Genomic DNA, 23,186 nt, shown 5'->3' with positions numbered 1-23,186 from the left:
TATAAGTTACTGGTTTTGACCAAACTTGAAGCTGGTTTCGTTGTTATTTAGAGTAAATAAGAGGAATAATGTGAAAAACGAAGATAATTGTTCATTGAAGCGTGTTAAACAGGATATATGGGCAAATATACACTGTGCAAACGTTTTAACAATTAACATTACTGTTGTATTATGAAATTATGAATGAAGCGCTTTCTAGAACTTGTTGAAGCGTATTCAGAAGGATGGTTGACAGACACACACATTTTTTTTGAATCTTCTGAAATCGTTTGCGCATGTTCTGCAGCATCATCTCAAGCACAAAAAGCGATATACAAATCGGGAGGGGTTAAAGTAATGAAGTTGAAAAAACTCATGGTCATCACCGCAGCAGTCTCAATGGCAGCGTCCATTACAGCATGCGGCTCCGGCAACAACAATAACGGCGGTAACGCAGCAGGAACGAATGCGCCGGCAGATACCACGGCCACTAACGCACCTGCTACAAACAGCGGCGAAGCTGTAACTGAAGAGGTCGTACCTGAAGATGGTGCATCGCTGGTTGTCTGGGAAAGTAAAGAAGAGAGAGTATTTGCTGAAGAGATCGCCAAGCAATTTACCGAGAAATACAACGTTCCGGTCAAAATTGAGGAGATTCCACCACCAGACCAAGTGGGCAAGCTGACACAGGACGGACCTTCCGGACTGGCTGCAGACGTTATCCTGATTCCGCATGATAACCTTGGTAAAGCCGCAAGCGCGAGCCTGCTGCTGCCAAATGATATTTTTGCCGAACAGACCAAAGCTGAAAATACTGAAGCTTCCATCATAGGCTCCTCCTATGACGGCGAACTGTACGGATACCCAAGAGCGGCTGAAACTTATGCCCTCTACTACAATAAGACGCTGTTGCCTGAAGCACCGAAATCCTTTGATGACGTTCTTGCCTTCAGCAAAACCTTCACTAACAAAAACCAGAACAAATACGGCATTATGTGGGAAGTCGGCAACATGTATTACGGCTACACCTTCATTGCAACTACCGGCGGTTACCTGTTCGGTAAAGACGGTACTGACAAGGATGATATCGGCCTGAACAACGAAGGCGCTATCGAAGGTCTGACTGCATTCGCCAAAATGAAGGAAGCACTGCCGGTCAAGAGCGGTGACATCACCGCTGACATCAAGCGCGCCCTGTTCACCAGCGGCGACGTAGCGATGGACATCACAGGTCCTTGGGAACTCGCAGCTTACAAAGAAGCACTTGGCGATAACCTTGGTGTTGCTCCGGTTCCTACTATTAACGGCAAACAGGCGATTACTTTCTCCGGTATCAAAATTTTCGGGGTTAACGCTTATACGCAATATCCGAACGCAGCCAAGCTCTATGCACACTTTGCTTCCAGTAAAGATGCACAGCTGACCCTGAACAAGATGGTCGGTTCCATTCCTACCAACAACGAAGCACTGGCAGATCCGCAGATCACAGGCGACCCTTATTTATCCGCCTTTGCTGAGCAGGCCAAGAGCTCGGAGCCAATGCCGTCCATCCCTGAAATGGGTAATGTATGGGCTCCTGTAAACGCAGCGCTTCCGGAAATTTGGGATAACAACGCTGATCCAAAAACAGCAATGGACAAAGCCGTACAGCAGATTAAAGATCTTAACAACGGTGCCCAGTAATACCCTGAATTCGTAACAGTGAACAACCAATAGCAAACTGTGGAATGAATCGCCCGCCGAAACTTCACCGGCGGGCAGTTTCCTGAATTCCGCGCGGAGAGGAGAACGGAAGGGAAATGCAGCGACACCGTACGAGAGCCGCAATACTGTCGACCATATTTATGGGATTGGGACAAATATACAACCGCCAATTCATCAAGGGTCTTATCTTCTTATTAATAGAGGCGTTAGGCCTAATCTATTTTATCAATAATCTTGGAAGAGCTATTTGGGGCATCACCACACTGGGAGATACTCCAAACCGTCTTGAAAAAGTAAATGGAATTGCCAAAATGGTCGCAGGTGACCACTCCATCTTCATTATGATTGAGAGTCTGATTACTCTCCTGTTTTTCATCATTATTCTGTTTGCCTGGTTTATAAACATTAGAGATGCTTATAAGATCGGAGCGGCACGCGATGCCGGTCTTGAGTCCAATACATTCAAGCAAACGGTCAGATATATTCTGGATTATAAGTTTGCCCAGACGTTTCTGATTCTGCCCAGCGTAGGCATATTGTTCTTTACGATTATGCCGATTATCTTTATGATCATGCTGGCGTTCACCAACTTTGCTGCACCGGATCATATTCCGCCTGCCAAGCTGGTTGACTGGGTCGGTTTTGAAACCTTCCGCAATTTGCTGTTCCTGAAAACATGGAGCGAAACCTTCTATGGCGTATTAACATGGACGATCATCTGGGCGGTGCTCTCGACGGTTACTACATACTTCGGCGGCGTGCTTGTGGCGCTGCTGGTTAACCAGAAGGGGATACGCTTCAAAGGCTTTTGGAGAATTATTCTGATTGTACCGTATGCCGTTCCGCAGATGATCTCGCTCCTGCTTATGCGCAACCTGTTCAACGGGCAGTTCGGTCCGATCAACCAGTATCTGGGATATTTCGGACTTGGCGGGCTGCCGTGGCTAACTGACCCCTTCTGGGCAAAAGTGACGGTCATCCTCGTTAACATGTGGGTAGGGATACCAGTTTCAATGCTGCTGGTTATGGGTGTGCTGACTACCATTCCGCGTGATATGTATGAAGCTGCTGAAGTAGACGGTGCAACAAACTATCAGAAATTCCGGATCATTACCCTGCCGATGATTCTGTTCTCAACCGCACCTACACTGATCATGCAGTTTGCGGGCAACATCAATAACTTTAACGCCATTTACCTGCTGACAGGCGGTGCCCCGGTTAACGGTAACTATCAATATGCCGGCTCAACCGACTTGCTGGTTACCTGGCTCTATAAATTAACGGCTGACCAGAACAAAAATAATATGGCTTCCGCAATCGGGATTATCATCTTTATCATTGTGGCCGGATTCTCCCTGTACAATTACCGCCGGACCAAGTCATTTAAAGAGGAGGATATGATCCAATGATCGGACGCAAATTCGCGAATATCGTACGCCTGGCTGCAAGCTATATAGTTCTGATTGTTATGGCGGTTGTAGCGTTGTATCCGGCTCTGTGGATTCTTCTGGCCTCTTTCCGGCCCGGTAAATCCCTGTACAGCAAGACACTGATCCCTGAGCAGTTCACTCTTTCTCATTACAAAGAGCTGTTTACTTCAGATATTTACATGTTCGGCACCTGGTACACCAATACACTGAAGATTGCCGTATTTTCGATGCTGATCGGTGTTCTGTTAACACTGCTTACAAGCTACGCTCTGTCAAGATTCCGGTTCAAAAGCCGCAAGACCACGATGTCAACACTGCTGATTCTCGGGATGTTCCCGGGTTTCATGAGTATGATTGCCATCTACCTGCTGCTGAAGCAATTCGATCTGCTTGATACGCATCTGGCTCTGATTATTGTTTATGCGGCGGGAGCGCCGCTGGGCGGAACGCTGATTGCCAAGGGCTTCCTGGATACCATACCGCGTTCGCTGGATGAAGCGGCACGTATTGACGGTGCGAGCAATTTCGGGATCTTTATCCGGATTATCCTGCCGTTATCCCGTCCGATGATCACTTATATGGCGCTGACCCAGTTTGTCGGCCCGTGGGTAGACTTCATCTTCGCCAAGCTTGTTCTGCGGACCAAGGAGAACTGGACGGTTGCTGTAGGTATGTGGGATATGGTCAACAGCCAGCAGAATTCGAACTTTACGCTCTTCGCTGCCGGAGCGGTAATGATCTCCGTTCCTATTATGATCCTTTTCGGATTCCTGCAAAGGCTGCTGGTTGACGGTCTGACCGCCGGTGCCAGCAAAGGATAACGATCATATATTACAGTATTCCATGAAAACAGGGTACACCTTTATGCAGTTCAGTAAGGGGGTACCCTGTTTATTTCTGTTATGAGGAGAGGGAGCCTGATGAAACGGCCGCGAAATGTGCAATTGAAATCGGTAGGTGTCAAATTGTTTGTTATTCTCTTCGGTACCATTGTCCTGCTGTCTTCCGTGCTTGGACTTACCTCTTATTATGCAGCCAAAGGCATTATTACGGATGAAGTAGCAGCAGCCTCCTCGCAGTCCATTGTTCAGGCAGCGGACAAGCTGGATTTTTTGTTTGCAGAATATGAAGCGCTCTCAAGACAGTTTGCAGTCGATTCTACACTGAAAGCCGATATGGAGCTGGTCAATGATCCGGCGGCCGGAACGGTAGCCAAGGTAGCAGCCGAGGACCGCATACGCCGCAAGCTGGATTCGGTAAAAGGGTCCGACGAGCGGCTGGTCGCCATACGCCTCGTTTCCAGAAGCCTGGTCGATGCGCAGTCCTACAAATCGGCCGGAGTCAGCGCTGTCCGGGGCGGTGACGAGATTCAGTCAAGAATTAAAAAGATCGACGAAGGTAAGGGCCAGCCGGTCTGGTTCCCGGTACTGGATAAAGGGTTCTTCGAGATGTATAGCGAGTCATCCATGACGATGGGCCGGCTGCTGCGTAACATCCAGAACCCGGCTGCCGAATATTATATGCTTATTGAGATTAAGGGAAGCGCCTTGACGGATGTGCTGTCAAACCTCCATATCGGTCAGACCGGAGAAATCCGTATTCTGGACCCGCAGGGCAGCATTGTGTATGGAGCGGACAATGCGCTGCTAGGACAGGCCTCATACATACAAGCTGCCGCTGAACCACAGGACGGGCAGAAACAGTCCTTTACAGCCAAAGATGAGCAGGGCAAGTCCCAGCTGGCAGTCTACCAGCCGCTGGATACCGGAGGATGGACTCTTCTCGGCTACGCCCCGGTCAGCGATTTTACCAAATCCGCCGAGAGGTTGCTCTATATCACTTTAGCAGTAGTGCTAGCAGCAGCTCTGATAGCGTTGCTGATCGGTTATATTCTGGTACGCCTGATCGGCCGTCCGCTCGGCAAGCTGGCCAGGCTTATGGAAGAAGGCGAGCAGGGCAATCTGCAGGTCCGGACGAATTTCAAAGGCCAGGATGAGATTGGACGTCTGGGCCACAGCTTCAACAAGATGATGGAACAGATCTCCCTTCTGGCCGGCCAGAGCAGCAGATCGGCAGCGGAAGTGCTGGCAACATCAGAGCAGCTGGTGAGAGCATCCGGTGCAACCTCCAATCATGCAAAAGAGGTTGCGGAAGCAACCGGGGAAATTGCGCAGGGTGCAGCCAGCCTGGCAGCAGAAGCCGAAGCCAGCAACCGGAATGTGGAGATGATGGGCACCAAGATGCAGGAGGTGGCCGGAATCAATTCCATTATGGACAGAACGGCAGAGCGGGTATTGACGGTCAGTGACCAGGGGGCTACACTGATGCAGACGCTGGTCAAGCAGAGTGAATCCACAGTCCAGATGATGAATCTGATACAGGAGAACTCTGCTATGCTGCAGGAGAGCACTCATCTGATCCGCAGTATCCTGAGCCCGATGATAGCCGTCAACAAGCAGACGAATATCCTTGCGCTGAACGCTTCAATCGAAGCGGTCCGTGCAGGGGCGGCCGGTAAAGGGTTCATTGTCATTGCCGATGAGATCAGAGGGCTTGCGAACCAGTCCAATCAATCGATCCAGTCTGTCTCTGCAATAACAGAGGAGATCAGCCGCCATATTGAAAATACAGTGAAGGTCGTAAGCGAAGCCGGCCCGCTGTTTCGGGAGCAGATTACATCCGTTCGGGAATCCTCTGTTATATTTGAGAGTGTCCGGACGGAAATGGAAGCTTTCCTTGAGCTGATCAGCGAGTCCTCATCCTCCGTGGCTGAGCTGGAGAGATTCCAGCGCCAATTCGGTGAATCGATGGCCAGCGTAACTTCGGTTGTGCAGCAGACCAGCGCATCCACCCAGGAGGTAGCCTCGATGTCGTCGCAGCAATTCATCGTCAGCGAGGAGCTGGTTGCCCTTTCAGCGAAGCTGGAGGAGCTGGCAGAGAATCTGAAGCAGTCACTGGTTTCTTTTGAAGGCTGACTATAGTAGAGCCAAGATCCGCTAACCGGCTGCAAGATGGAAGGGAGTGAACAGCATGAATGAGCTGAGCGGGAGCCTGTTTCAGCAGTCACTGATGGAGAAGGAATATAGCCCGCATTTTTTTGCTTACTATTATAAGCAGTGGGATCAATATACAATGCCGTTTCATCAGCATAACTCGACGGAAATCATGTATGTCATTTCCGGGGGCTGCGCGGTGGATGTCCGCAGTGCTGCTGGTCATGAGGAGCAGTTCCGCTTAAAACGCAGTGAGCTGATTATGCTCGACGCCAGTGTCCCGCACCGGCTGATCGTTGAACCGGGCAGCGCCTGCCGGATGCTGAATGTGGAGTTTGGCTTTGCCGAGCACAAGGGAGTTGCTCCGTCACTGAGCAGACTGGCCCGGGAGGAAGGAGAACTGGCTGATTTTTTGCAAAAACCGTTCATCAGCCTCGTGCTGTCTGATCCGGAGGAAGTCTTTCATGTGCTGAAGGCGCTGGTGCTGGAACTGGACCAGTATGGCAAGGAGGGAGGCAGCCTCGTTCAGCTGCTGTTCGTAGAGCTGCTGCTCCGGCTCTCCAGGCTGCGCCGTGAACGGCTGTTAGCCAGCCAGCAACCCTCACAGCTCTATGTACGGCGGGCCATCGAATTCCTGCACCAGAATTATGACCGCAGCATTCAGGTCAAGGAGGTCGCAGCGGCCGTCAGTGTACATCCCGGGTATCTGCACCGCATTTTCAAGGCACAGACCGGCAAGACGCTGACGGATTATCTCAATCTGCTGCGGATGGAGAAGGCCAAAATGCTGCTCGGACAGAGTGAGATCCCGGTGGCGGAGATTGCCGATTATGTCGGAATCAGCAGCAGGCAGTATTTTCATCTGCTGTTCAAAAAGTATGCCGGCGTCACTCCAGTCGAATACCGTAACTCCATCGAACGTTATTCCTGGAGTGAAATCAGCTCGTTTACAGATGAAAAGTGAGAATTGTTGACAATCTAACAGTAAACTGGTCATGATATTGGTTACGCTTCCGTTAGTCTCCTTGCTACAATGGACAGGTAGAATAACCTTATACGGAGGATGATTACGATGTCTTTTAAAGTGACCTTTATCGGGGCAGGCAGCATCGGGTTTACCCGCGGGCTGCTGCGCGACCTTTTGACTGTAAAGGAATTCAGCAATATTGAAGTGTCGTTTATGGATATTAACAGCCACAATCTTCAGATGGTCACCGAGCTGTGCCAGCGGGATATAGCGGAGAACGGGCTGTCGATCCATATCAAGCCTACTACTGACCGCAGAGAAGCCCTCAAGGATGCCAAGTACGTATTTTGTACAATCCGCATGGGCGGGCTGGAGGCTTTTGCCACCGATGTGGATATTCCGCTGAAGTACGGGGTGGATCAATGTGTGGGCGATACGCTGTGTGCCGGCGGGATTATGTACGGGCAGCGCGGAATTGCAGAGATGCTGGAGATCTGCCGTGATATCCGTGAAGTGGCTTCGCCGGATGTGTTGCTGCTCAATTACTCCAACCCGATGGCCATGCTGACCTGGGCCTGCAACAAATACGGCGGCGTCCGGACGATCGGCTTGTGCCATGGCGTGCAGCACGGACATCACCAGATTGCCGAGGTATACGGGCTGGAGAAATCAGAAGTGGACATTATCTGTGCCGGCATCAATCACCAGACCTGGTATATCTCGGCGAAGCATAAGGGCAAGGATCTGACGGCAGGCCTACTGGAAGCGTTCGAGCGTCATCCGGAGTACAGCCGGACAGAGAAGGTGCGGATTGATATGCTGCGCCGGTTCGGTTACTACAGCACGGAATCCAACGGCCACTTAAGCGAATATGTGCCATGGTACCGCAAACGCAGCGGCGAAATTATGGACTGGATTGATCTGGGCAGCTGGATTAACGGCGAAACAGGAGGTTACCTGCGAGTGTGCACAGAAGGCCGCAACTGGTTCGAGACGGATTTTCCGAACTGGATGAAGGATCCTGCACTTGCGTATACGGCGGAGAACCGCGGGGAGGAGCATGGCTCCTATATTATTGAAGGACTTGAGACAGGCCGGGTATACCGGGGCCACTTCAATGTTGTGAACAACGGCGTAATCGCCAACCTGCCTGCAGATGCTATTATCGAAGCTCCGGGATATGTGGACCATAACGGCATCTCGATGCCGCTGGTCGGTGAATTGCCGCTTGGTCCGGCTGCGGTCTGCAATGTCAGCATATCGGTACAGCGTCTGGCGGTTGAAGCAGCGGTGCACGGGGACGATCAGCTGCTGCGCCAGGCGTTCATGATGGACCCGCTGGTCGGGGCAGTCTGCAATCCGAAGGAAATCTGGCAGATGGTCGATGAGATGCTCGTGGCCGGGGAGCAGTGGCTGCCGCAGTACAAGACGGCGATTGCCGCAGCGAAGGAACGCCTGGCTTCAGGCAACCTGATTCCTACCCGTACAGACAACGAAGGAGCAGCACGCCTGAAAGTGAAGACAGTGGAGGAAATGCAGCAGGACCGCGATGCCGCCAATAAAAATGCCGGTGAATCCGACAAGGGCAAGGACCGCGAGAAAGTGAACTAAGAAGGTGAACTAATTCGAATGGAAGGCCGGGAGCAGGGAATGTCTGCTTTCGGCCTATTTTTACATAAGAGAATGCGCCGTAATTGAAGCCTTACTCCCGGATCAGCTGGTCATGCTTCTTCCTTCTCTTAGTCACTGAAAAATCTGCATTTTGCGAGACTCATTCCGGTCCCTCCTCCATCAGTTTTTGCCGTTCGCCAGCAGCTCGATCCAGCCCCGCTCAGCCCAAAAACCTCATCCCTGGAGGGAAGAGGTTTCAGGTAAGCCTATACTTACTTTGCCGCAATTCTTTTGCCAAAAAAGGTCTTGAGCGCCTGATACACTTCTTTTTTGTCCTTGATGACATAATGCATGAACTGCTCCTGCTTCAGATGGCGGTAGGCGGACATCAGTGTGCTGCTGCGGTTGTACTGGTTGACCTCACCGTAGCCGAACATGTTGCTGCGCTTCAGCAGCTCGCCGATCAGCTTGACGCAGCGCTCATTATCGGAGGTCAGGTTATCCCCGTCAGAGAAGTGGAAAGGATAGATGTTATATTTGGCCGGAGGGTAGCGGCTGTCGATAATCTCGATCGCCTTCTGGTAGGCTGACGAACAGATGGTACCGCCGCTCTCGCCCCGGGTGAAGAAATCATGCTCGCTGACTTCCTTGGCTTCGGTATGATGGGCGAGGAAGACAATATCGACCTTCTCGTACTGGCGGCGCAGGAAGCGGGTCATCCAGAAGAAGAAGCTGCGGGCGCAGTACTTTTCGAAGGTCCCCATGCTTCCTGAAGTATCCATCATTGCTATAATAACGGCATTGGAGTGAGGGACCGTGACATCATCCCATGTTTTATAGCGCAGGTCATCGGGGCTGATGCTGTGAATGCCTGGCTTCCCGCTGCTGGCATTGCGCCGCAGATTCTCCAGCAGTGTACGCTTCTTGTCGATGTTCGACATCATGCCCTTCTTGCGGATATCGTTGAACACAATCGACTTGACCTCAATTTCTTCCTTATCCTTGGGGGCAAGATGCGGAAGCTCCAGATCCTGAAACAGAATGTCCTCCAGATCCTCCAGATTGACCTCTGCTTCAATGGTATCCTGGCCCGGCTGATCGCCGGCCTTGTCACCCTTGCCCGGCTGGGAGGACTGGGAGTCACGGCCGAGCACATCGCCCACCTGGCTGTCTCCGTCTCCCTGGCCGACATGCTTCTGCTTGCGGAAGTTATAGATAATCCGGTATTCATCCAGACTGCGGATCGGCACCTTTACAATCTGCTTGCCGTCAGACATGATAATGTTCTCTTCGGTAACCAGGTCGGGCAGATTATCCTTGATGGCTTCCCTGACCTTCTGCTGGTGACGTTCCTGATCCTGATGGCCTTTACGGTGAAGGGACCAGTCTTCTTTCGAGACAACAAACGCATATGGCTCCGGTGATTGCGGCAGGATGACCACCTCCCATGAAATATAAATCAGTCGCTGCACAAGCCTTAGTCTGCTGACAGGGTTGTAACTAAAGTATATTCATGGGGATGGGGGATATGTGAACAGTCTTTACTCACCGATCTCATCAATAATCAGGCGGTAGCTTAAAAGTTGTTGGCAAAGTTATTGGGACCGGACAGCGCAGCCTGGTTAGCGGAGGTAGGGCCAAACAATGCCTGGTCACCGGAACGGTTGGCATCGCCTTCCTGTGCACTGAACAAAATGCGTCCGCCGAGCGCACCGGTTACAGGGGTGGCAAAGCCTGTAATGGTGGTGACCACAGGTGCTGAAGTCGATTGGACCAGTACAGCACCGGCGCGCAGCGACATATTGCGGAAAGGCAGCGACGGGTTCTGGTAGATGACGCCAAGGGTCCAGCCGGCATGGTTGGCTGCTGAATCACCTGAGATCACTATGGTGCCGACTACCCCGGCTACGGTATAGGTTCCGATGTGCCATCTTTCTTGTGATATATTAGCCTATGAGGGAGGATGAGGTTACTGGTTTGTCCATAGCAAAATTTTTAGAGAAACTCAGGATGGCTTCCACTCCGGGGTACGAGGTCCGGTCGATTCCCAGATAACCTGATTCTTTGGCGGAACCGGCCCCTGCTTCCGGTAGATCTTATGACGCAGTAAAGAAACCGTACTACAGCGCTTTTCTTCCTCTTAATAAGCAAAAGATTCCAAAAATAAAGGAGCAGCTTATAAATGACGTTAACCTTGTTCAAAAATGGAAACCTGGCCGCAGCAGGCTATCCCGGATATGATGCTGTACTCGCGGAGGACGGCTTCATCAGGGCTGTCGGAAAAGGGAGTGAGCTCTCCCTGCAGCTGTCCGGGCGCCGGGCGGCGGTTATTGACTGGGACGGCGGGCATGTCCTGCCCGGACTTGTAGACGCCCATGTTCATCTGGGCATGCACGGGATGAAGCTGGACATGCTGGATTTCACGGGCATGACCTCCAAGGAGGAGATGCTGCGAGCCATTAAGGAACGGGCGGCGGTTACGCCTCCCGGGGAATGGATTCTCGGCCTTAACTGGAACGAAAATGAATTCAGTCCTGCGGCCGCTCCGCATATATCTGAGCTGGACGCCGTGACCCGGGAGCATCCGGTGTTCCTGACCCGGACCTGCTTCCACGCTTTTCTGGGCAACAGCGAGGCATTCCGGCGGGCAGGCGTCACGGCTTCCACGCCTGACTGTGCCTCCGGCGCTTACGGCCGCGACAGCGGAGGCGAGCTGAACGGCTGGATCTACGAGGATGCCGTCCAGCCGTTCAATGAGGTGCAGCCGGCGCCGGATTATGCCGCCCTGAAACAGGCGGTGCGCCGCGGCATCACGGATGCGCTCTCGCTTGGACTGACCGCGGTCCACACGGAGGACCTGCGTTTCCTGGGCAGCGTGGAGACGATGCTGCGCATTCACCGTGAGCTGCGGGAGGAAGGGCTGCTGTTCCGTACCCATCAGCTGCTCTACTATGCCTATCTGCAGGAGGTGGAGCAGCTGGGGCTGGCCGCAGGCAGCGGAGATGAGTGGCTGCGGCTTGGCGCGGTCAAGCTGTTCGCCGACGGGGCGATCGGCGGCCGGACAGCCCTGCTGGAGCAGCCCTACAGCGACGCGCCTGAAACCTCGGGCATCGCGATCCATACCCAGGAGGCGCTGAATGACATCGTCAGCGCTGCCCGCAGGCTGGGGTATCCGGTGGCGGTGCATGCCATCGGCGATGCGGCGGCCCGGATGACGCTGGCCGCAATGCGGCATGTGCCGCTCCAGCCGGATGCGGCGCTTCCGGACCGCTTCATACACGCCCAGGTGCTGAACAGCAGCCTGGTCAGTCAAATGCGCGGCATGCGGCTGATTGCCGATATTCAGCCGCGGTTTGTAGCGAGCGACTTTCCATGGGTGCTGGACCGGGTCGGCCCGGCCAGAACCGGTTATCTCTACGCATGGAAGAAGCTCCTGGATGCGGGCATTCCCTGCGCCGGAGGCAGCGATGCCCCGATCGAGCCGCTGAGCCCGTTCCTCGGGATGCATGCCGCCGTTACCCGCTGCAGACCCGGAGAGCATCATGAAGGCTATCTGCCTGAAGAGAAGCTTAGTCCGCAGGAAGCGCTCCGGCTGTTCACGGAGGGCAGTGCAACTGCTGCAGGAGAGTCTTTGGAACGGGGGCGCATAGCGCCCGGTTACCGGGCAGATTTCACAGTTGCAGACCGTGATATCCTTACGAATGCGGAAGAGCTGCTTGAGGCTAAAGTGCGGATGACCGTAATCAACGGTGCTGTGGCTTACAGTGCCGGTTAAGCAGACTCCTGCCGGAATCTGGGTATACGGTCAGGAAACAGAACAAGTTTATGCAACCCTGCCGGCGGGTTAAACGTTAATAGGGGTAGACAATACTAAACCAGCCAACCTAAGGAGGCCGTCAACATGAGATCACAACGTTCATTTCCGGCAGCCGCAGCCGTTGCTGTCCTGATGCTGGCCATTACGGCATGCGGCGGCCGGAGCCCGGCAGAAGCACCCGGCGAACCCTCGGCAACCGTAGCCCCGGTCCAGACAGAGACCGCAGCAGCGTCACCTACACCGGCACCTACTGCGGAGCCTGAGCAGACCATTCAGGGTACGGGCACCTATATCGGCCAGATTGACAATCATTCCGTGGAGATCGAGACAGAAGAAGGACCAACCGCATTTGAGCTGGGAGCAGGTACTGAAGACGCGCCTGCAGCGCTTGAAATGGATGATACCGTCATTATAGAATACGTGGAAAAACCGGTGGAAGGCGATCCTGCAGTCGTTCAGCGGGTGTTATCCAGACTGGAGAAGGCTGACGGCGGGGAAGCTTCCACTGAAGAGGGGCTACCGGCCACCAAAGTAATCAAGCTTACCCTCGAAGGTATGGAAGAGGAGAAAACCGCCAGTCTGGCCGAAGGAGACGGCTATTCCCTGTATGTCTTTGATATCTTCACCTTTGACCAGGCAGCGGGCAGGCTGGCGATGAAGGTGGATCCCGGGTATTATGCCGACATCACCAAGCTGCCTTCCGATTTCAATCTGGACGCGCTGGAAGAGGAAGGCCGTGAAGCACTTTCGGCCGTGGGAGAGGTTACGAAGCTGAGCCAGGAGGAGCAGGATCGCCGGATGTCCGGTGTGAGGCTCTATCTTACAGCCATGGGCTCAGGGCTTACCGACCAGTATATCGTCAAAGAGGTTGACGGCCAAGGCTATATCATCCGGCTGAATATCCCGCAGCGCGAAGCGTCGGAAGGGTTCGGGCCGCATGTATATGCTTCACTGGATTCCCTTGTTAACCGTTAACATCTGAGAATGGTCCAAAAAGGCCGCTGCGGATTTATCCGCAGCGGCCTTTTTACTGCACCAAACCTATGGCTTACCTGGGCAGACCTGTGGATCAGGCACCGGCATTTACGAGCACAGTAGCGATCATCAGCATGAACAGGAGCAGAATCAGGGCATTAATAACGGTACCGATAATGGCAAATACCTTCTTGCGCCTGCGGAGAGTAAGTCCGATAATACCGACAACTGCACCGGCTACATTGACAGCTGCCAGAATAAGGACCGTCAGTCCGAGCAGCATGATGGTCTGCGAAGAATCATTGATCACATCATTGCTGCTGCTGAGGATAGAGGTAGCCTGCATACCGGCGTAAACAAAGGAAATGGCATAGCCGACTACTGTAACCAGGGCAATCACGAAGGATGCGATCCCCGGTCCGGAATGCTTATAATCGCGTTTGTTCTCCTGATAGGCATATCCCGGGTTTGTTTCCGGCTGCATGCCTGCTGCGGCCGGAGAGGACTCCGGCGGATTGCCCTGAAGGTCGGTTTTGGACGGATATTGGTGATCCATATTAAGCACTCCTCGTAAATGGGGATGAAGACTCTATACCTTCCACTTTTTCACAACACAGCTGTAAAAGCAAGGTTTAACGGTGAAAATTCCGGAAGTTGCCTCCAGCTGGAATTCACAGGCACCAATAAGTTAAGATAAGATGAGCTTAATGAAGAGGAGTTGTGACTGCAATGCAGCGAAAATTTATGGCCTGGGGCGCAATCTTGGCCATGCTGTCCGTGATGATTGGCGCATTTGGGGCTCATATGCTGAAGACTGTGCTCAGCGGCGACGATCTGGCAGTCTATGAGACAGGCGTTCATTATCACATGGTTCATGCGATTGGCCTGCTTGTGATTGCGGTACTGATAGGTCAATGGGGGGAGAGTGCCCGTCTGCGCTGGGCCGGTTGGCTGCTTATAGCGGGAATTGTGCTGTTCTCCGGCAGTCTGTATGTGCTCAGTATATCCGGAATCAGCATCCTGGGAGCCATTACCCCGCTTGGCGGTGTCTGCTTCATCGCCGGATGGGTTAGTCTGGCCTGGGAGGCCCTGTCGCGCAAAAGCTGATGTCACCACAAGCAAACAGGCACCTGCCCGCGCCGCGGGAGGTGCCTGTTTGCTCTTTACAGTAAAGAATACCCTTACATAAATTCATCAATTTCATAAATTTTAAAGGTATACACTTGTTTTTCGTCGACATGATAGACACTGATCGTAGATGACGCTTCATCAAAGTTCAAAATCCGGCAGGGCATGGAGACCTGGTTGCCTGGCCGGTTGGTCCGCAGACGGACCAGCTGATTGCTTTTAATATAATGACGGATTTTGGCAAAAGCGTCTACAGACCCTTCGGAAGCGGATTTGGCAGCATTTGGCTTATCTCTCTTTTCAATTAACGGCTTCTCATTCACCGGCTTCGGCGGCAGTTTAAACGGTACCGGCTGTGGTGACTCCTGATTCAGAGCCGCTTTGGCTGAGCGGAGCAGCGTATCGATGCTTCTTCCCAGCTCAAGACCCGAAACGATTTTAAAGTCCGTTACCTTATCGCTGTTGTTCAGCATTTCAAGCAGATATTGCAGAGCAAGCGGGTTGGTACGGGCGTTAATCAGGATGTCGACGTTAAACAAATAATTACCGTCCGTATTTTGCAGTTTCTTGTCCATAAATCCCCCAGCTTTTTCATCAAATCAATTCGTAAGCCAAATAAACTATACCATTAAAATTCTAATAAGCATATATTTCTTTGTCTGGAGGAAGGACTTGGGAATCAGATATTCTGTAGACCGCCCTAGTCCATTCGTCCGCACGCCGGCCCCTTGGTACGCATACACATACATCGTGAATGTGATTATAAGGAGGAAATGCAAAGTGGTAACATTGGAGCCTGTTCAAGTAGGCGGTCATACGCTGATTGGTGTCGAGGTCAAGCTGCCCAAAACAACCCTGCTGACTGTGAGCACGGACCGCGGGTATATTATGTGCGGAGCACTTGATGTAGGCCTGCTTAATGAGAAGCTGGGTGACCGCAAGATCATTGCAGCCAGAGCAGTGGGTGTGCGTACGCTGGCCCAATTGCTTGCTGCTCCGCTGGAGTCTGTTACTGTTGAAGCTGAGAAGCTGGGGATTGTTCCCGGAATGACCGGTGAAGAAGCACTGCTGTTAATGCTCTAGGCAGTAAGATTTTATCTTTAAAATACAGCCTTGCAGGGGCCTTCACGGCCCCTTTTATGCTGCCGGAACAAAAGCGGATAAGGCTGTAATACATGGTCATCCTACTAAGAGGAAAAAGCATGTCCGCTAATCTTCGCCATGCTGGCACAGCCGGTATGCGGTTGTTTCGTACCCGGGCATCAGGGGTACAATAAATATAGACAATTGCTGCCGGAGGATGGACATGCAGCCGGCAAATTTTATGGACAAGGATGGGATCAGAAATGGCTAAAGCAACGAAAAAAGTTGATACAGCTTCACTGGAACAAGTACTTAACCGTCAGGTGGCTAACCTGAACATACTGTATGTTAAGCTCCACAATTATCACTGGTATGTCAAAGGGGAGCAATTCTTCTCCCTGCATGTGAAATTTGAAGAGCTGTACGACGATGTTACACTGAAGATGGACGAAGTGGCTGAACGCCTGCTCAGCATCAAGGGCAGTCCTGCCGCAACGATGAAGGAATATCTGGAAATCGGTACCATTCAGGAAGCTACAGGCAAAGAGGACACCCGCGGTATGGTGCAGACCCTGATCGAGGACTTTGCAACTGTAGCGGAAGAGCTGACTGAAGGCATTGAGCTGGCTGAGGAGAGCAGCGACCAGCCGACAGCAGATCTCTTCATCAAAATCCGCACTGATCTGGAAAAACACCAGTGGATGCTCCGCTCCTTCCTGGGGGCGTAACACTGCGGCATTATAAAAGCTGGATAATGGAATAGAGCCTCCCTTGCGGGCAACGTTATTAAGTTATAGCTTCTTAATGACATAGCCCGTGCGGAGGCTTTATTTTTTTTTGCGGTAAAATATAATGAAGTCCATAACCCGCAGATATTTCTGCGGAAGGTGTGATCCAAACAATTTGTAGATGGCTGCTGCAAGTTATATAATCCATAGTAAACCTGCTATTAAGTACACGTAGACGGAAAGGGGAGACTGAACTTGAATATTAATCCTGTAGCGTTAAAGGAATGGGCTTCCGCTGTACATGCCCTGGCCGGAGGCCAGCAGATCATCCTGCTGCGCAAAGGGGGCATTGCGGAGGAGACCAGACGTTTTGAGCTGAAAAGCCACTCATTCTTCCTGTACCCCACCTACGAGCATCAGCGTGAAGAGCTGCTTAAAGAACCTTACCGTCCGCTGGTCGCGCAGACGCTGGCCGATGAGGCTGCCGGCGGTGGCGGAACCGTATCGGTTGCTGCATATGCCGAAGCAACTGATGATATTGAGGTCCGCGATCTGGAACAGCTGGAGCTGCTGTATCCGTTCCATATCTGGAGCGAACAGCTTGCCGCCGAACGTCTTCGCTGGAAAGCCAAGGAACCGCTGCATGTCCTGCTTCTGCGGGTATATGTGAGCGAAGCTGCGGCAACCATACCTGTGCTGCCTGAATATTCAGGCTGCCGTTCATGGATTGAACTGAAGGATGCGCCCCCGGAACAGCAATGGAAGCCGGTTCTTAGCGACAGCGAATTTGAGCGCCGGAGGTCGGAAATCCTGTCCGCGTTAAGTAGTTAACATGTTGTTGTTAACTGTCGGATCATGTAAAATTGCTGTGAAAATTGAAAAGCAACATTTGTAAAAAGACATCCTTTGTAATAAAATTAGTGAGAATCATTGATAATCATTATGATTCTGTTTATAATTATTACAATGTGATATAAAATATAATTGTGCTGGCAATCAGGGAAATCCTGTGACAATACAACTTTCTGATTTCGCAAATTGAATAGTGGAGGGAATATTAATTATGGCAGCAGATTTTGTCATTGAAGGACTGAAAGCGAACATTGAAGGAAAGGAAATTCTGAAGGGAATCAATCTTCAGATGAAGGGCGGCGAAATTCACGCCATCATGGGACCGAATGGTACCGGTAAAAGTACTCTGGCTTCAGCACTGATGGGTCATCCCAAATATGAAGTAACAGAAGGTACAGCCGTTCTTGACGGTGAAGACCTGCTGGAAATGGCTGTAGACGAGCGCGCCCGCGCCGGCCTGTTCCTGGCGATGCAGTATCCAAGTGAAATTGCCGGAGTAACCAATTCCGACTTCCTGCGCAGCGCAATCAATTCCCGCCGTGAAGAGGGCAATGAAATCTCCCTGATCCGCTTCATCCGCCAGATGGAAGCCAAGATGAAGGAACTGGAGATGAATCCGGAATTCCTGCACCGCTACCTGAATGAAGGCTTCTCCGGCGGTGAGAAGAAGCGTAATGAAATTCTCCAGATGATGATGCTGGATCCGAAGATCGTCATTCTTGACGAAATTGACTCCGGCCTTGATATTGATGCTCTCAAGATTGTAGCTGAAGGCGTAAATTCCATGAGAAGCCCTGAGCGCGGTTTCCTGGTCATTACCCACTATCAGCGCCTGCTTAACTACATCAAGCCAGATTATGTTCATGTCATGATGCAGGGACGTATCGTTAAATCCGGCGGACCTGAGCTGGCCGAGCGTCTGGAAGCGGAAGGCTATGAATGGGTTAAGGAAGAGCTTGGCATTGAAGACGAAACTGTAGGACAGGAAGCTTAATCAGGACACCAGGAAGGAGGAAACCACTTATGACGACGCAAACCATTCTTCCGGTGGACGCCGAGCGGCTCAGCGAATTATCGCAGGGCAGCGGCGAGCCGGGCTGGCTGAAGGACAGCCGCCTGCAGGCGCTGGCTCTGGCAGCCGAACTGGAATTGCCGAAATTGGAGAAGACGCGGATTGACCGCTGGAACGTGAATAACTACGGAAGCTATAAGGCAAGCAAGCCGCTAGCGGCACTTAATGAAGCACCTGCAGCGATTGCTGCACTGATTAAGGACCAGGAGGAAGGCAGCCTGATTATTCAGCAGAATTCAGGTGTTGTCTATACCCGTCTGGCCCCTGAGCTGGCTGCGCAGGGGGTAATCTTTACCGATCTGCAGACTGCTGCCAAAGAGCATGGTGATCTTGTGCAGCGTTATCTGCATAAGGCTGTGCTGCCGAACGAGCATTCCATCGCTGCACTGCATGCAGCGCTGTGGAACGGCGGTGTATTCCTCTATGTTCCCAAAAATGTGGTTATTGATACACCGCTGCAGGCCGTTCTGCTTACCGATGATGCCGAAGCAGCGTTTGTTCCGCATATTCTTGTCGTTGCCGATACCAACAGCTCTGTTACCTATGTTGACAACTATGTATCTGACAAGACCGAAGCAGGCCTGCACAACGGTGCGGTTGAAGTCTTCGTAGGCGCTGGTGCCACAGTGCGTTATGCCACTGTCCATCAGCTGGGTGCAGACACAACGGATGTCACTTACCGCCGGGCAGTTGTAGAGAATGACGGCACGATCGAATGGATTGTCGGTGAGATGAACTATGGTGATACCGCCAGCGATACCAAATCGGTGCTCAAAGGCAACGGTTCCAGCTCGGACGCCAAAGTCATTGCTGTAGGCTCTGGCTCTCAGAAGCTGAACTATACTACCCAGGCACAGCATTTCGGCAAACATACGCCAAGTGACATGATCACCCGTGCGGTTATGCGCGAATCAGCCAATTCCATTATTAACGGAATTACAAAGATCGAGAAGGGTGCTACAAGAGCTGACGGCCAGCAGACTGAAAAAGTACTGATGCTGAGCCCGAAAGCGCGCGGAGACGCCAATCCGATCCTGCTCATAGACGAAGATGATGTAACAGCAGGCCATGCCGCTTCCGTAGGACAGGTCAACCCCGAGCAGGTGTATTACCTGATGTCCCGCGGAATTACACGGCATGACGCAGAGAAACTTATCATATACGGCTTCCTGGCACCAGTCGTGTCGCAAATTCCACTGGAGGGACTGCGCAATCAGCTCCAATCTCTTGTGGAAAGGAAGTTGGGACAATGATCAGCAGCAATATCCGGGAGCAATTTCCCATCCTGAACCAGAAGATTAACGGGCATCCGCTCGTTTATCTGGACAGCGCGGCGACTTCACAGAAGCCTCGCCAGGTCATTGAAGCGGTCAAAGCTTATTATGAGTGGGATAATTCGAACGTGCACCGCGGTGTTCATACGTTAGGCAGCCGGGCTACGGATGCTTACGAAGGCGCCCGGGAGAAGGTAGCGAAATTCATTAACGCCCGCAGCATCAAGGAGATCATATTCACCCGCGGAACAACAACCGGGCTGAATATTGTAGCTTCCTCCTATGGTCCTGCTGCAGTCAGCGAAGGTGACGAGATCGTCATCACCCAGATGGAGCATCACAGCAATTTCATTCCGTGGCAGCAGCTGGCCAAGCGGACAGGGGCTACCCTGAAGTTCATCCCGCTGCAGCAGGACGGAACAGTGACGCTTGCGGATGCGGAATCAACAATCACGGATAAGACCAAGATTGTAGCTATCGCTTACGTTTCCAATGTAATGGGTGTTACGAATCCTGTAAAAGAGCTGGCTGCCATCGCCCACCGCCACGGTGCAGTCATTGTAGTGGACGGTGCGCAGAGCACTCCGCATATGAAGGTGGACGTTCAGGATCTGGATTGCGATTTCTATGCATTTTCCGGCCATAAAATGCTGGCACCGACCGGTATCGGCGCTTTGTACGGCAAGAAAGCACTGCTGGAAGCGATGGAGCCGGTTGAATTCGGCGGCGAGATGATTGACGACGTCGGCCTGTATGACTCTACCTGGAAAGAGCTTCCGTACAAGTTCGAAGGCGGCACACCGATTATCGCCGGTGCTGTCGGTCTTGGAGCCGCTATTGATTTCCTGCAGGAGGTCGGGCTGGACAACATTCATGCCCATGAAATGAAGCTTGCCGCTTATGCGGAGCAGAAGCTCTCGGAGATCAGCGACCTGTCGATTTACGGGCCCCGTAACCGCCAGGTGGGTGTAGTCACCTTTAATCTCGGCGACGTCCATCCGCATGATGTGGCTACCGTGCTTGATGCCGAAGGCATCGCCGTGCGGGCAGGACATCATTGCTGCCAGCCGCTGATGCGCTGGCTGCAGGTCAGCTCGACAGCCCGGGCCAGCTTCTATCTCTACAATACCGAAGAGGATGTAGATGCGCTGGTTAAAGGCCTAATCAAGGCAAAGGAGTACTTCTCTTATGAACTTGGATGACCTGTATAGACGCGTTATTATGGATCATTATAAAAATCCCCGGAACCGCGGTTCTTTTGAAGATGATGCACTAAAGATTGAACTGAACAACCCGACCTGCGGCGACCGCATTACGCTGCAGCTCAAAGTGGAGGACGGCATCGTCAAGGATGCCCGGTACAGCGGTGAAGGCTGCTCGATCAGTATGTCGTCTGCTTCCATGATGACCGAAGCAGTCAAAGGACAGTCGGTTGAACGTGCGCTTGAGCTGGCTGACAGCTTTTCCTCACTGATGAAGGGTGAAGATGCAGATTTCGGAGATTACGAAGATATAGAAGCCCTGTCCGGTGTAAATAAATTTCCGGCGCGGATCAAATGTGCCACCCTGGCCTGGAACGCGCTGCGTAAAGGAATCGAAACAGAAGAAGGGCAACAACAACATTAGAACAAGGAGGCTGACACCATGGCTAAGAAAGCGCCTGATATGGAAGAGTACCAGTACGGGTTCCGTGATGAGCACAAGTCAATATTTCAGTCTGGTAAAGGGCTCACAGAAGAAATCGTCCGCGAAATCTCCGCCATCAAAAATGAGCCGGAGTGGATGCTTAACTTCCGTCTGAAGTCTCTGGAGCAGTTCCGCAAAATGCCGATGCCTAAATGGGGCGGCAACCTGGATGATCTGGATTTCGACGATATTCAATATTATGTAAGACCTTCCGAGAAGCAGGGGAAGACGTGGGAAGAGGTTCCTTCCGAAATCAAGGAAACCTTTGACAAGCTCGGTATTCCGGAAGCGGAACAGAAGTTCCTCGCCGGTGTCTCGGCACAGTATGAATCTGAGGTTGTCTACCACAGCATGCAGAAGGATCTTGAGGATCAGGGCGTTATCTTCACCGATACGGATACCGCGCTGCGCGAGCACCCTGAGCTGTTCAAGAAATTCTTCGGCACGATCATTCCTCCAGCTGACAACAAATTTGCCGCTCTTAACAGTGCAGTATGGTCAGGCGGCAGCTTTATCTATGTTCCTAAAGGCGTGAAGTGCGAAGTGCCTCTGCAGGCTTACTTCCGCATCAACTCCGAGAACATGGGACAATTTGAGCGTACCCTGATCCTTGCGGATGAGGACAGCTTTGTGCATTACGTAGAGGGCTGTACAGCGCCAATCTACAGCACAAACTCCCTGCACAGCGCAGTTGTTGAGATCCTGTGCATGAAGAACGCACGTGTTCGTTATACTACGATCCAGAACTGGGCACCAAACATCTACAACCTTGTAACCAAGCGTGCTGTAGCTGAAGAAAATGCCACTATGGAATGGGTTGACGGCAACATCGGCTCCAAGCTGACAATGAAGTACCCTGCGGTTGTCCTGAAGGGACGCGGAGCCAAGGGTTCGGTATTGTCCATCGCGGTTGCCGGTAAAGACCAGCACCAGGATGCAGGCGCCAAGATGATTCACCTGGCACCTGACACAACATCAACTATCGTCTCCAAATCGATCAGTAAGCACGGCGGCAAGGTAACTTACCGCGGTCTCGCTTCCTTTGGCCGTCAGGCTGAAGGCGCCAAAGCGAATATCAAGTGCGATACGCTGATTCTGGATAACCAGTCCACATCGGATACGATCCCGTACAATGAGATCATGAATGACAATGTCATTCTTGAGCATGAAGCTACGGTATCGAAGGTATCTGAAGAGCAGCTGTTCTATCTGATGAGCCGCGGCTTGACCGAAGCCGACGCCACACAGATGATCATCATGGGCTTCATCGAGCCGTTCACCAAAGAGCTGCCGATGGAATATGCGGTGGAAATGAACAGACTGATCAAGTTCGAGATGGAAGGAAGTATCGGGTAACCCTGTACTTACAGGGACCCGTGCTCTGCACCTGATTCATTAATAAGTGTCCGCTGTACTCTGACATTCTTATGTCTGAGACAGCGGACACTTTTTTTATTGAGAATAAGTTTGAACACCATTTGATAATAGGCTACTGAGAGATGAGCTTGCGCTATCTCCCTAAGCTGATAAAAGTTGACCGTTAACTGACGTGAAACGGAGTTTAAGGATCGGATTTTCCAGAATATTGCCGAGGAAATAACGGTAGCTATATTTATGGGATACTGCTATTTCAGCACTATAGAAGGATTAGCAAAATAGTGTTAGGCATTACTTCTGATCATCTTGCCAAAGAATCATGCCTATTAACGTTTTGTTGAGTTGAATTATGGCAAAATATGGTGGTTATCGTTTGTAGTTTGTTATTAAAAAGAAGTTGAATTATGCTAAAGCTAAATTGAGCAGCATTTGGGAGGAAACGGGAGCAATTAAAGATACGGCAGTCATTATACGCCGGGTTAAGCCTGATTTAACCGGAAATAACATGGA

The 23,186-nt window shown here is 51.8% G+C and carries 21 protein-coding genes; 17 read left to right on the top strand and 4 right to left on the bottom strand.

Features of this window, described 5'->3' with window-relative positions; genetic code table 11:
- Positions 1-336: 336 nt before the first annotated feature.
- The 6 genes from M2108_RS13535 (at position 337) to melA (ending at position 8,684) form a co-directional block, all read left to right on the top strand.
- On the top strand, positions 337-1,662 hold the full coding sequence (locus M2108_RS13535; RefSeq protein ID WP_277469746.1) for a sugar ABC transporter substrate-binding protein: 1,326 nt from the start codon (positions 337-339) through the stop codon (positions 1,660-1,662).
- Positions 1,663-1,778: 116 nt separating this feature from the next.
- On the top strand, positions 1,779-3,092 hold the full coding sequence (locus M2108_RS13530) for a sugar ABC transporter permease (protein WP_277469747.1): 1,314 nt from the start codon (positions 1,779-1,781) through the stop codon (positions 3,090-3,092).
- Positions 3,089-3,934, top strand: coding sequence for a sugar ABC transporter permease (locus M2108_RS13525; RefSeq protein ID WP_277469748.1), 846 nt, complete (start codon positions 3,089-3,091; stop codon positions 3,932-3,934). Before M2108_RS13530 ends, M2108_RS13525 begins: the two co-directional genes overlap by 4 nt.
- Before the next feature lie 99 nt (positions 3,935-4,033).
- Complete coding sequence (locus tag M2108_RS13520; protein WP_277469749.1) at positions 4,034-6,088, top strand: methyl-accepting chemotaxis protein; 2,055 nt, start codon at positions 4,034-4,036, stop codon at positions 6,086-6,088.
- A gap of 64 nt (positions 6,089-6,152) precedes the next feature.
- Entirely contained in the window at positions 6,153-7,070 is a 918-nt protein-coding gene (locus M2108_RS13515) for an AraC family transcriptional regulator (RefSeq protein ID WP_277469973.1), read from the top strand.
- 108 nt (positions 7,071-7,178) lie between these two features.
- The gene (gene melA, locus M2108_RS13510) at positions 7,179-8,684 is read left to right on the top strand and encodes an alpha-glucosidase/alpha-galactosidase (protein ID WP_277469750.1); all 1,506 of its coding nucleotides are present in this window, start codon (positions 7,179-7,181) and stop codon (positions 8,682-8,684) included.
- Between the two features lie 272 nt (positions 8,685-8,956).
- Here the strand turns inward: melA and yhbH are convergent, their stop codons facing one another.
- Positions 8,957-10,147, bottom strand: coding sequence for a sporulation protein YhbH (yhbH, locus tag M2108_RS13505; RefSeq protein WP_481856906.1), 1,191 nt, complete (start codon positions 10,145-10,147; stop codon positions 8,957-8,959).
- 113 nt (positions 10,148-10,260) lie between these two features.
- Positions 10,261-10,569, bottom strand: a complete 309-nt coding sequence (locus tag M2108_RS13500; protein ID WP_346780559.1) for a hypothetical protein — start codon at positions 10,567-10,569, stop codon at positions 10,261-10,263.
- Between the two features lie 297 nt (positions 10,570-10,866).
- Between M2108_RS13500 and M2108_RS13495 the strand changes: the two genes are divergently transcribed.
- Both M2108_RS13495 and M2108_RS13490 read left to right on the top strand, forming a co-directional pair.
- The gene (locus tag M2108_RS13495; protein WP_277469751.1) at positions 10,867-12,459 is read left to right on the top strand and encodes an amidohydrolase; all 1,593 of its coding nucleotides are present in this window, start codon (positions 10,867-10,869) and stop codon (positions 12,457-12,459) included.
- 126 nt (positions 12,460-12,585) lie between these two features.
- On the top strand, positions 12,586-13,476 hold the full coding sequence (locus M2108_RS13490; protein ID WP_277469752.1) for a hypothetical protein: 891 nt from the start codon (positions 12,586-12,588) through the stop codon (positions 13,474-13,476).
- A gap of 94 nt (positions 13,477-13,570) precedes the next feature.
- Here M2108_RS13490 and M2108_RS13485 read toward each other — a convergent pair whose 3' ends face one another.
- Positions 13,571-14,032 (bottom strand): hypothetical protein, encoded by a 462-nt coding sequence (locus M2108_RS13485; protein ID WP_277469753.1) that lies wholly within the window; start codon positions 14,030-14,032, stop codon positions 13,571-13,573.
- Positions 14,033-14,205: 173 nt separating this feature from the next.
- On the opposite strand from M2108_RS13485, the gene M2108_RS13480 reads away from it, so the two are divergent.
- Positions 14,206-14,583 carry a DUF423 domain-containing protein gene (locus tag M2108_RS13480; protein ID WP_277469754.1) on the top strand — a complete coding sequence of 126 codons (378 nt, stop codon included), beginning with the start codon at positions 14,206-14,208 and terminating at the stop codon, positions 14,581-14,583.
- A gap of 74 nt (positions 14,584-14,657) precedes the next feature.
- On the opposite strand, the gene M2108_RS13475 is transcribed toward M2108_RS13480, so the two are convergent.
- Entirely contained in the window at positions 14,658-15,179 is a 522-nt protein-coding gene (locus M2108_RS13475) for a hypothetical protein (protein ID WP_277469755.1), read from the bottom strand.
- Between the two features lie 205 nt (positions 15,180-15,384).
- On the opposite strand from M2108_RS13475, the gene M2108_RS13470 reads away from it, so the two are divergent.
- The 8 genes from M2108_RS13470 (at position 15,385) to sufB (ending at position 22,655) form a co-directional block, all read left to right on the top strand.
- Complete coding sequence (locus M2108_RS13470; RefSeq protein WP_277469756.1) at positions 15,385-15,687, top strand: YunC family protein; 303 nt, start codon at positions 15,385-15,387, stop codon at positions 15,685-15,687.
- A gap of 263 nt (positions 15,688-15,950) precedes the next feature.
- Positions 15,951-16,415, top strand: a complete 465-nt coding sequence (locus tag M2108_RS13465; RefSeq protein ID WP_277469757.1) for a Dps family protein — start codon at positions 15,951-15,953, stop codon at positions 16,413-16,415.
- A 255-nt stretch (positions 16,416-16,670) separates the two neighbouring features.
- The gene (locus M2108_RS13460; protein ID WP_277469758.1) at positions 16,671-17,246 is read left to right on the top strand and encodes a DUF1802 family protein; all 576 of its coding nucleotides are present in this window, start codon (positions 16,671-16,673) and stop codon (positions 17,244-17,246) included.
- Between the two features lie 232 nt (positions 17,247-17,478).
- Positions 17,479-18,261: a Fe-S cluster assembly ATPase SufC gene (gene sufC / locus M2108_RS13455; RefSeq protein ID WP_277469759.1), complete on the top strand. Its 783-nt coding sequence runs from the start codon at positions 17,479-17,481 to the stop codon at positions 18,259-18,261.
- Between the two features lie 29 nt (positions 18,262-18,290).
- Entirely contained in the window at positions 18,291-19,592 is a 1,302-nt protein-coding gene (gene sufD / locus M2108_RS13450; protein WP_277469760.1) for a Fe-S cluster assembly protein SufD, read from the top strand.
- Complete coding sequence (locus M2108_RS13445) at positions 19,589-20,815, top strand: cysteine desulfurase (protein ID WP_277469761.1); 1,227 nt, start codon at positions 19,589-19,591, stop codon at positions 20,813-20,815. Before sufD ends, M2108_RS13445 begins: the two co-directional genes overlap by 4 nt.
- Complete coding sequence (sufU, locus tag M2108_RS13440; protein ID WP_277469762.1) at positions 20,802-21,239, top strand: Fe-S cluster assembly sulfur transfer protein SufU; 438 nt, start codon at positions 20,802-20,804, stop codon at positions 21,237-21,239. Before M2108_RS13445 ends, sufU begins: the two co-directional genes overlap by 14 nt.
- 18 nt (positions 21,240-21,257) lie before the next feature.
- Positions 21,258-22,655 carry a Fe-S cluster assembly protein SufB gene (sufB, locus tag M2108_RS13435; RefSeq protein ID WP_039871626.1) on the top strand — a complete coding sequence of 466 codons (1,398 nt, stop codon included), beginning with the start codon at positions 21,258-21,260 and terminating at the stop codon, positions 22,653-22,655.
- Positions 22,656-23,186 lie beyond the last annotated feature (531 nt).

This window comes from Paenibacillus sp. PastM-3 (genome assembly GCF_029893965.1).
In the GTDB taxonomy this organism is placed as follows: Bacteria; Bacillota; Bacilli; order Paenibacillales; family Paenibacillaceae; genus Paenibacillus_AQ.
The sequence above is the reverse complement of the archived record's forward strand: the minus strand, read 5'-3'. Positions and strand labels throughout refer to the sequence as shown.

Bases quoted from the DNA above. Each gene is read 5' to 3' on its own strand.
- M2108_RS13535 (WP_277469746.1), top strand. From the start codon at position 337: ATGAAGTTGAAAAAACTCATGGTCATCACCGCAGCAGTCTCAATGGCA.
- M2108_RS13530 (WP_277469747.1), top strand. From the start codon at position 1,779: ATGCAGCGACACCGTACGAGAGCCGCAATACTGTCGACCATATTTATG.
- M2108_RS13525 (WP_277469748.1), top strand. From the start codon at position 3,089: ATGATCGGACGCAAATTCGCGAATATCGTACGCCTGGCTGCAAGCTAT.
- M2108_RS13520 (WP_277469749.1), top strand. From the start codon at position 4,034: ATGAAACGGCCGCGAAATGTGCAATTGAAATCGGTAGGTGTCAAATTG.
- melA (WP_277469750.1), top strand. From the start codon at position 7,179: ATGTCTTTTAAAGTGACCTTTATCGGGGCAGGCAGCATCGGGTTTACC.
- M2108_RS13495 (WP_277469751.1), top strand. From the start codon at position 10,867: ATGACGTTAACCTTGTTCAAAAATGGAAACCTGGCCGCAGCAGGCTAT.
- M2108_RS13490 (WP_277469752.1), top strand. From the start codon at position 12,586: ATGAGATCACAACGTTCATTTCCGGCAGCCGCAGCCGTTGCTGTCCTG.
- M2108_RS13485 (WP_277469753.1), bottom strand. From the start codon at position 14,032: ATGGATCACCAATATCCGTCCAAAACCGACCTTCAGGGCAATCCGCCG.
- M2108_RS13480 (WP_277469754.1), top strand. From the start codon at position 14,206: ATGCAGCGAAAATTTATGGCCTGGGGCGCAATCTTGGCCATGCTGTCC.
- M2108_RS13475 (WP_277469755.1), bottom strand. From the start codon at position 15,179: ATGGACAAGAAACTGCAAAATACGGACGGTAATTATTTGTTTAACGTC.
- M2108_RS13465 (WP_277469757.1), top strand. From the start codon at position 15,951: ATGGCTAAAGCAACGAAAAAAGTTGATACAGCTTCACTGGAACAAGTA.
- sufC (WP_277469759.1), top strand. From the start codon at position 17,479: ATGGCAGCAGATTTTGTCATTGAAGGACTGAAAGCGAACATTGAAGGA.
- sufD (WP_277469760.1), top strand. From the start codon at position 18,291: ATGACGACGCAAACCATTCTTCCGGTGGACGCCGAGCGGCTCAGCGAA.
- M2108_RS13445 (WP_277469761.1), top strand. From the start codon at position 19,589: ATGATCAGCAGCAATATCCGGGAGCAATTTCCCATCCTGAACCAGAAG.
- sufU (WP_277469762.1), top strand. From the start codon at position 20,802: ATGAACTTGGATGACCTGTATAGACGCGTTATTATGGATCATTATAAA.
- sufB (WP_039871626.1), top strand. From the start codon at position 21,258: ATGGCTAAGAAAGCGCCTGATATGGAAGAGTACCAGTACGGGTTCCGT.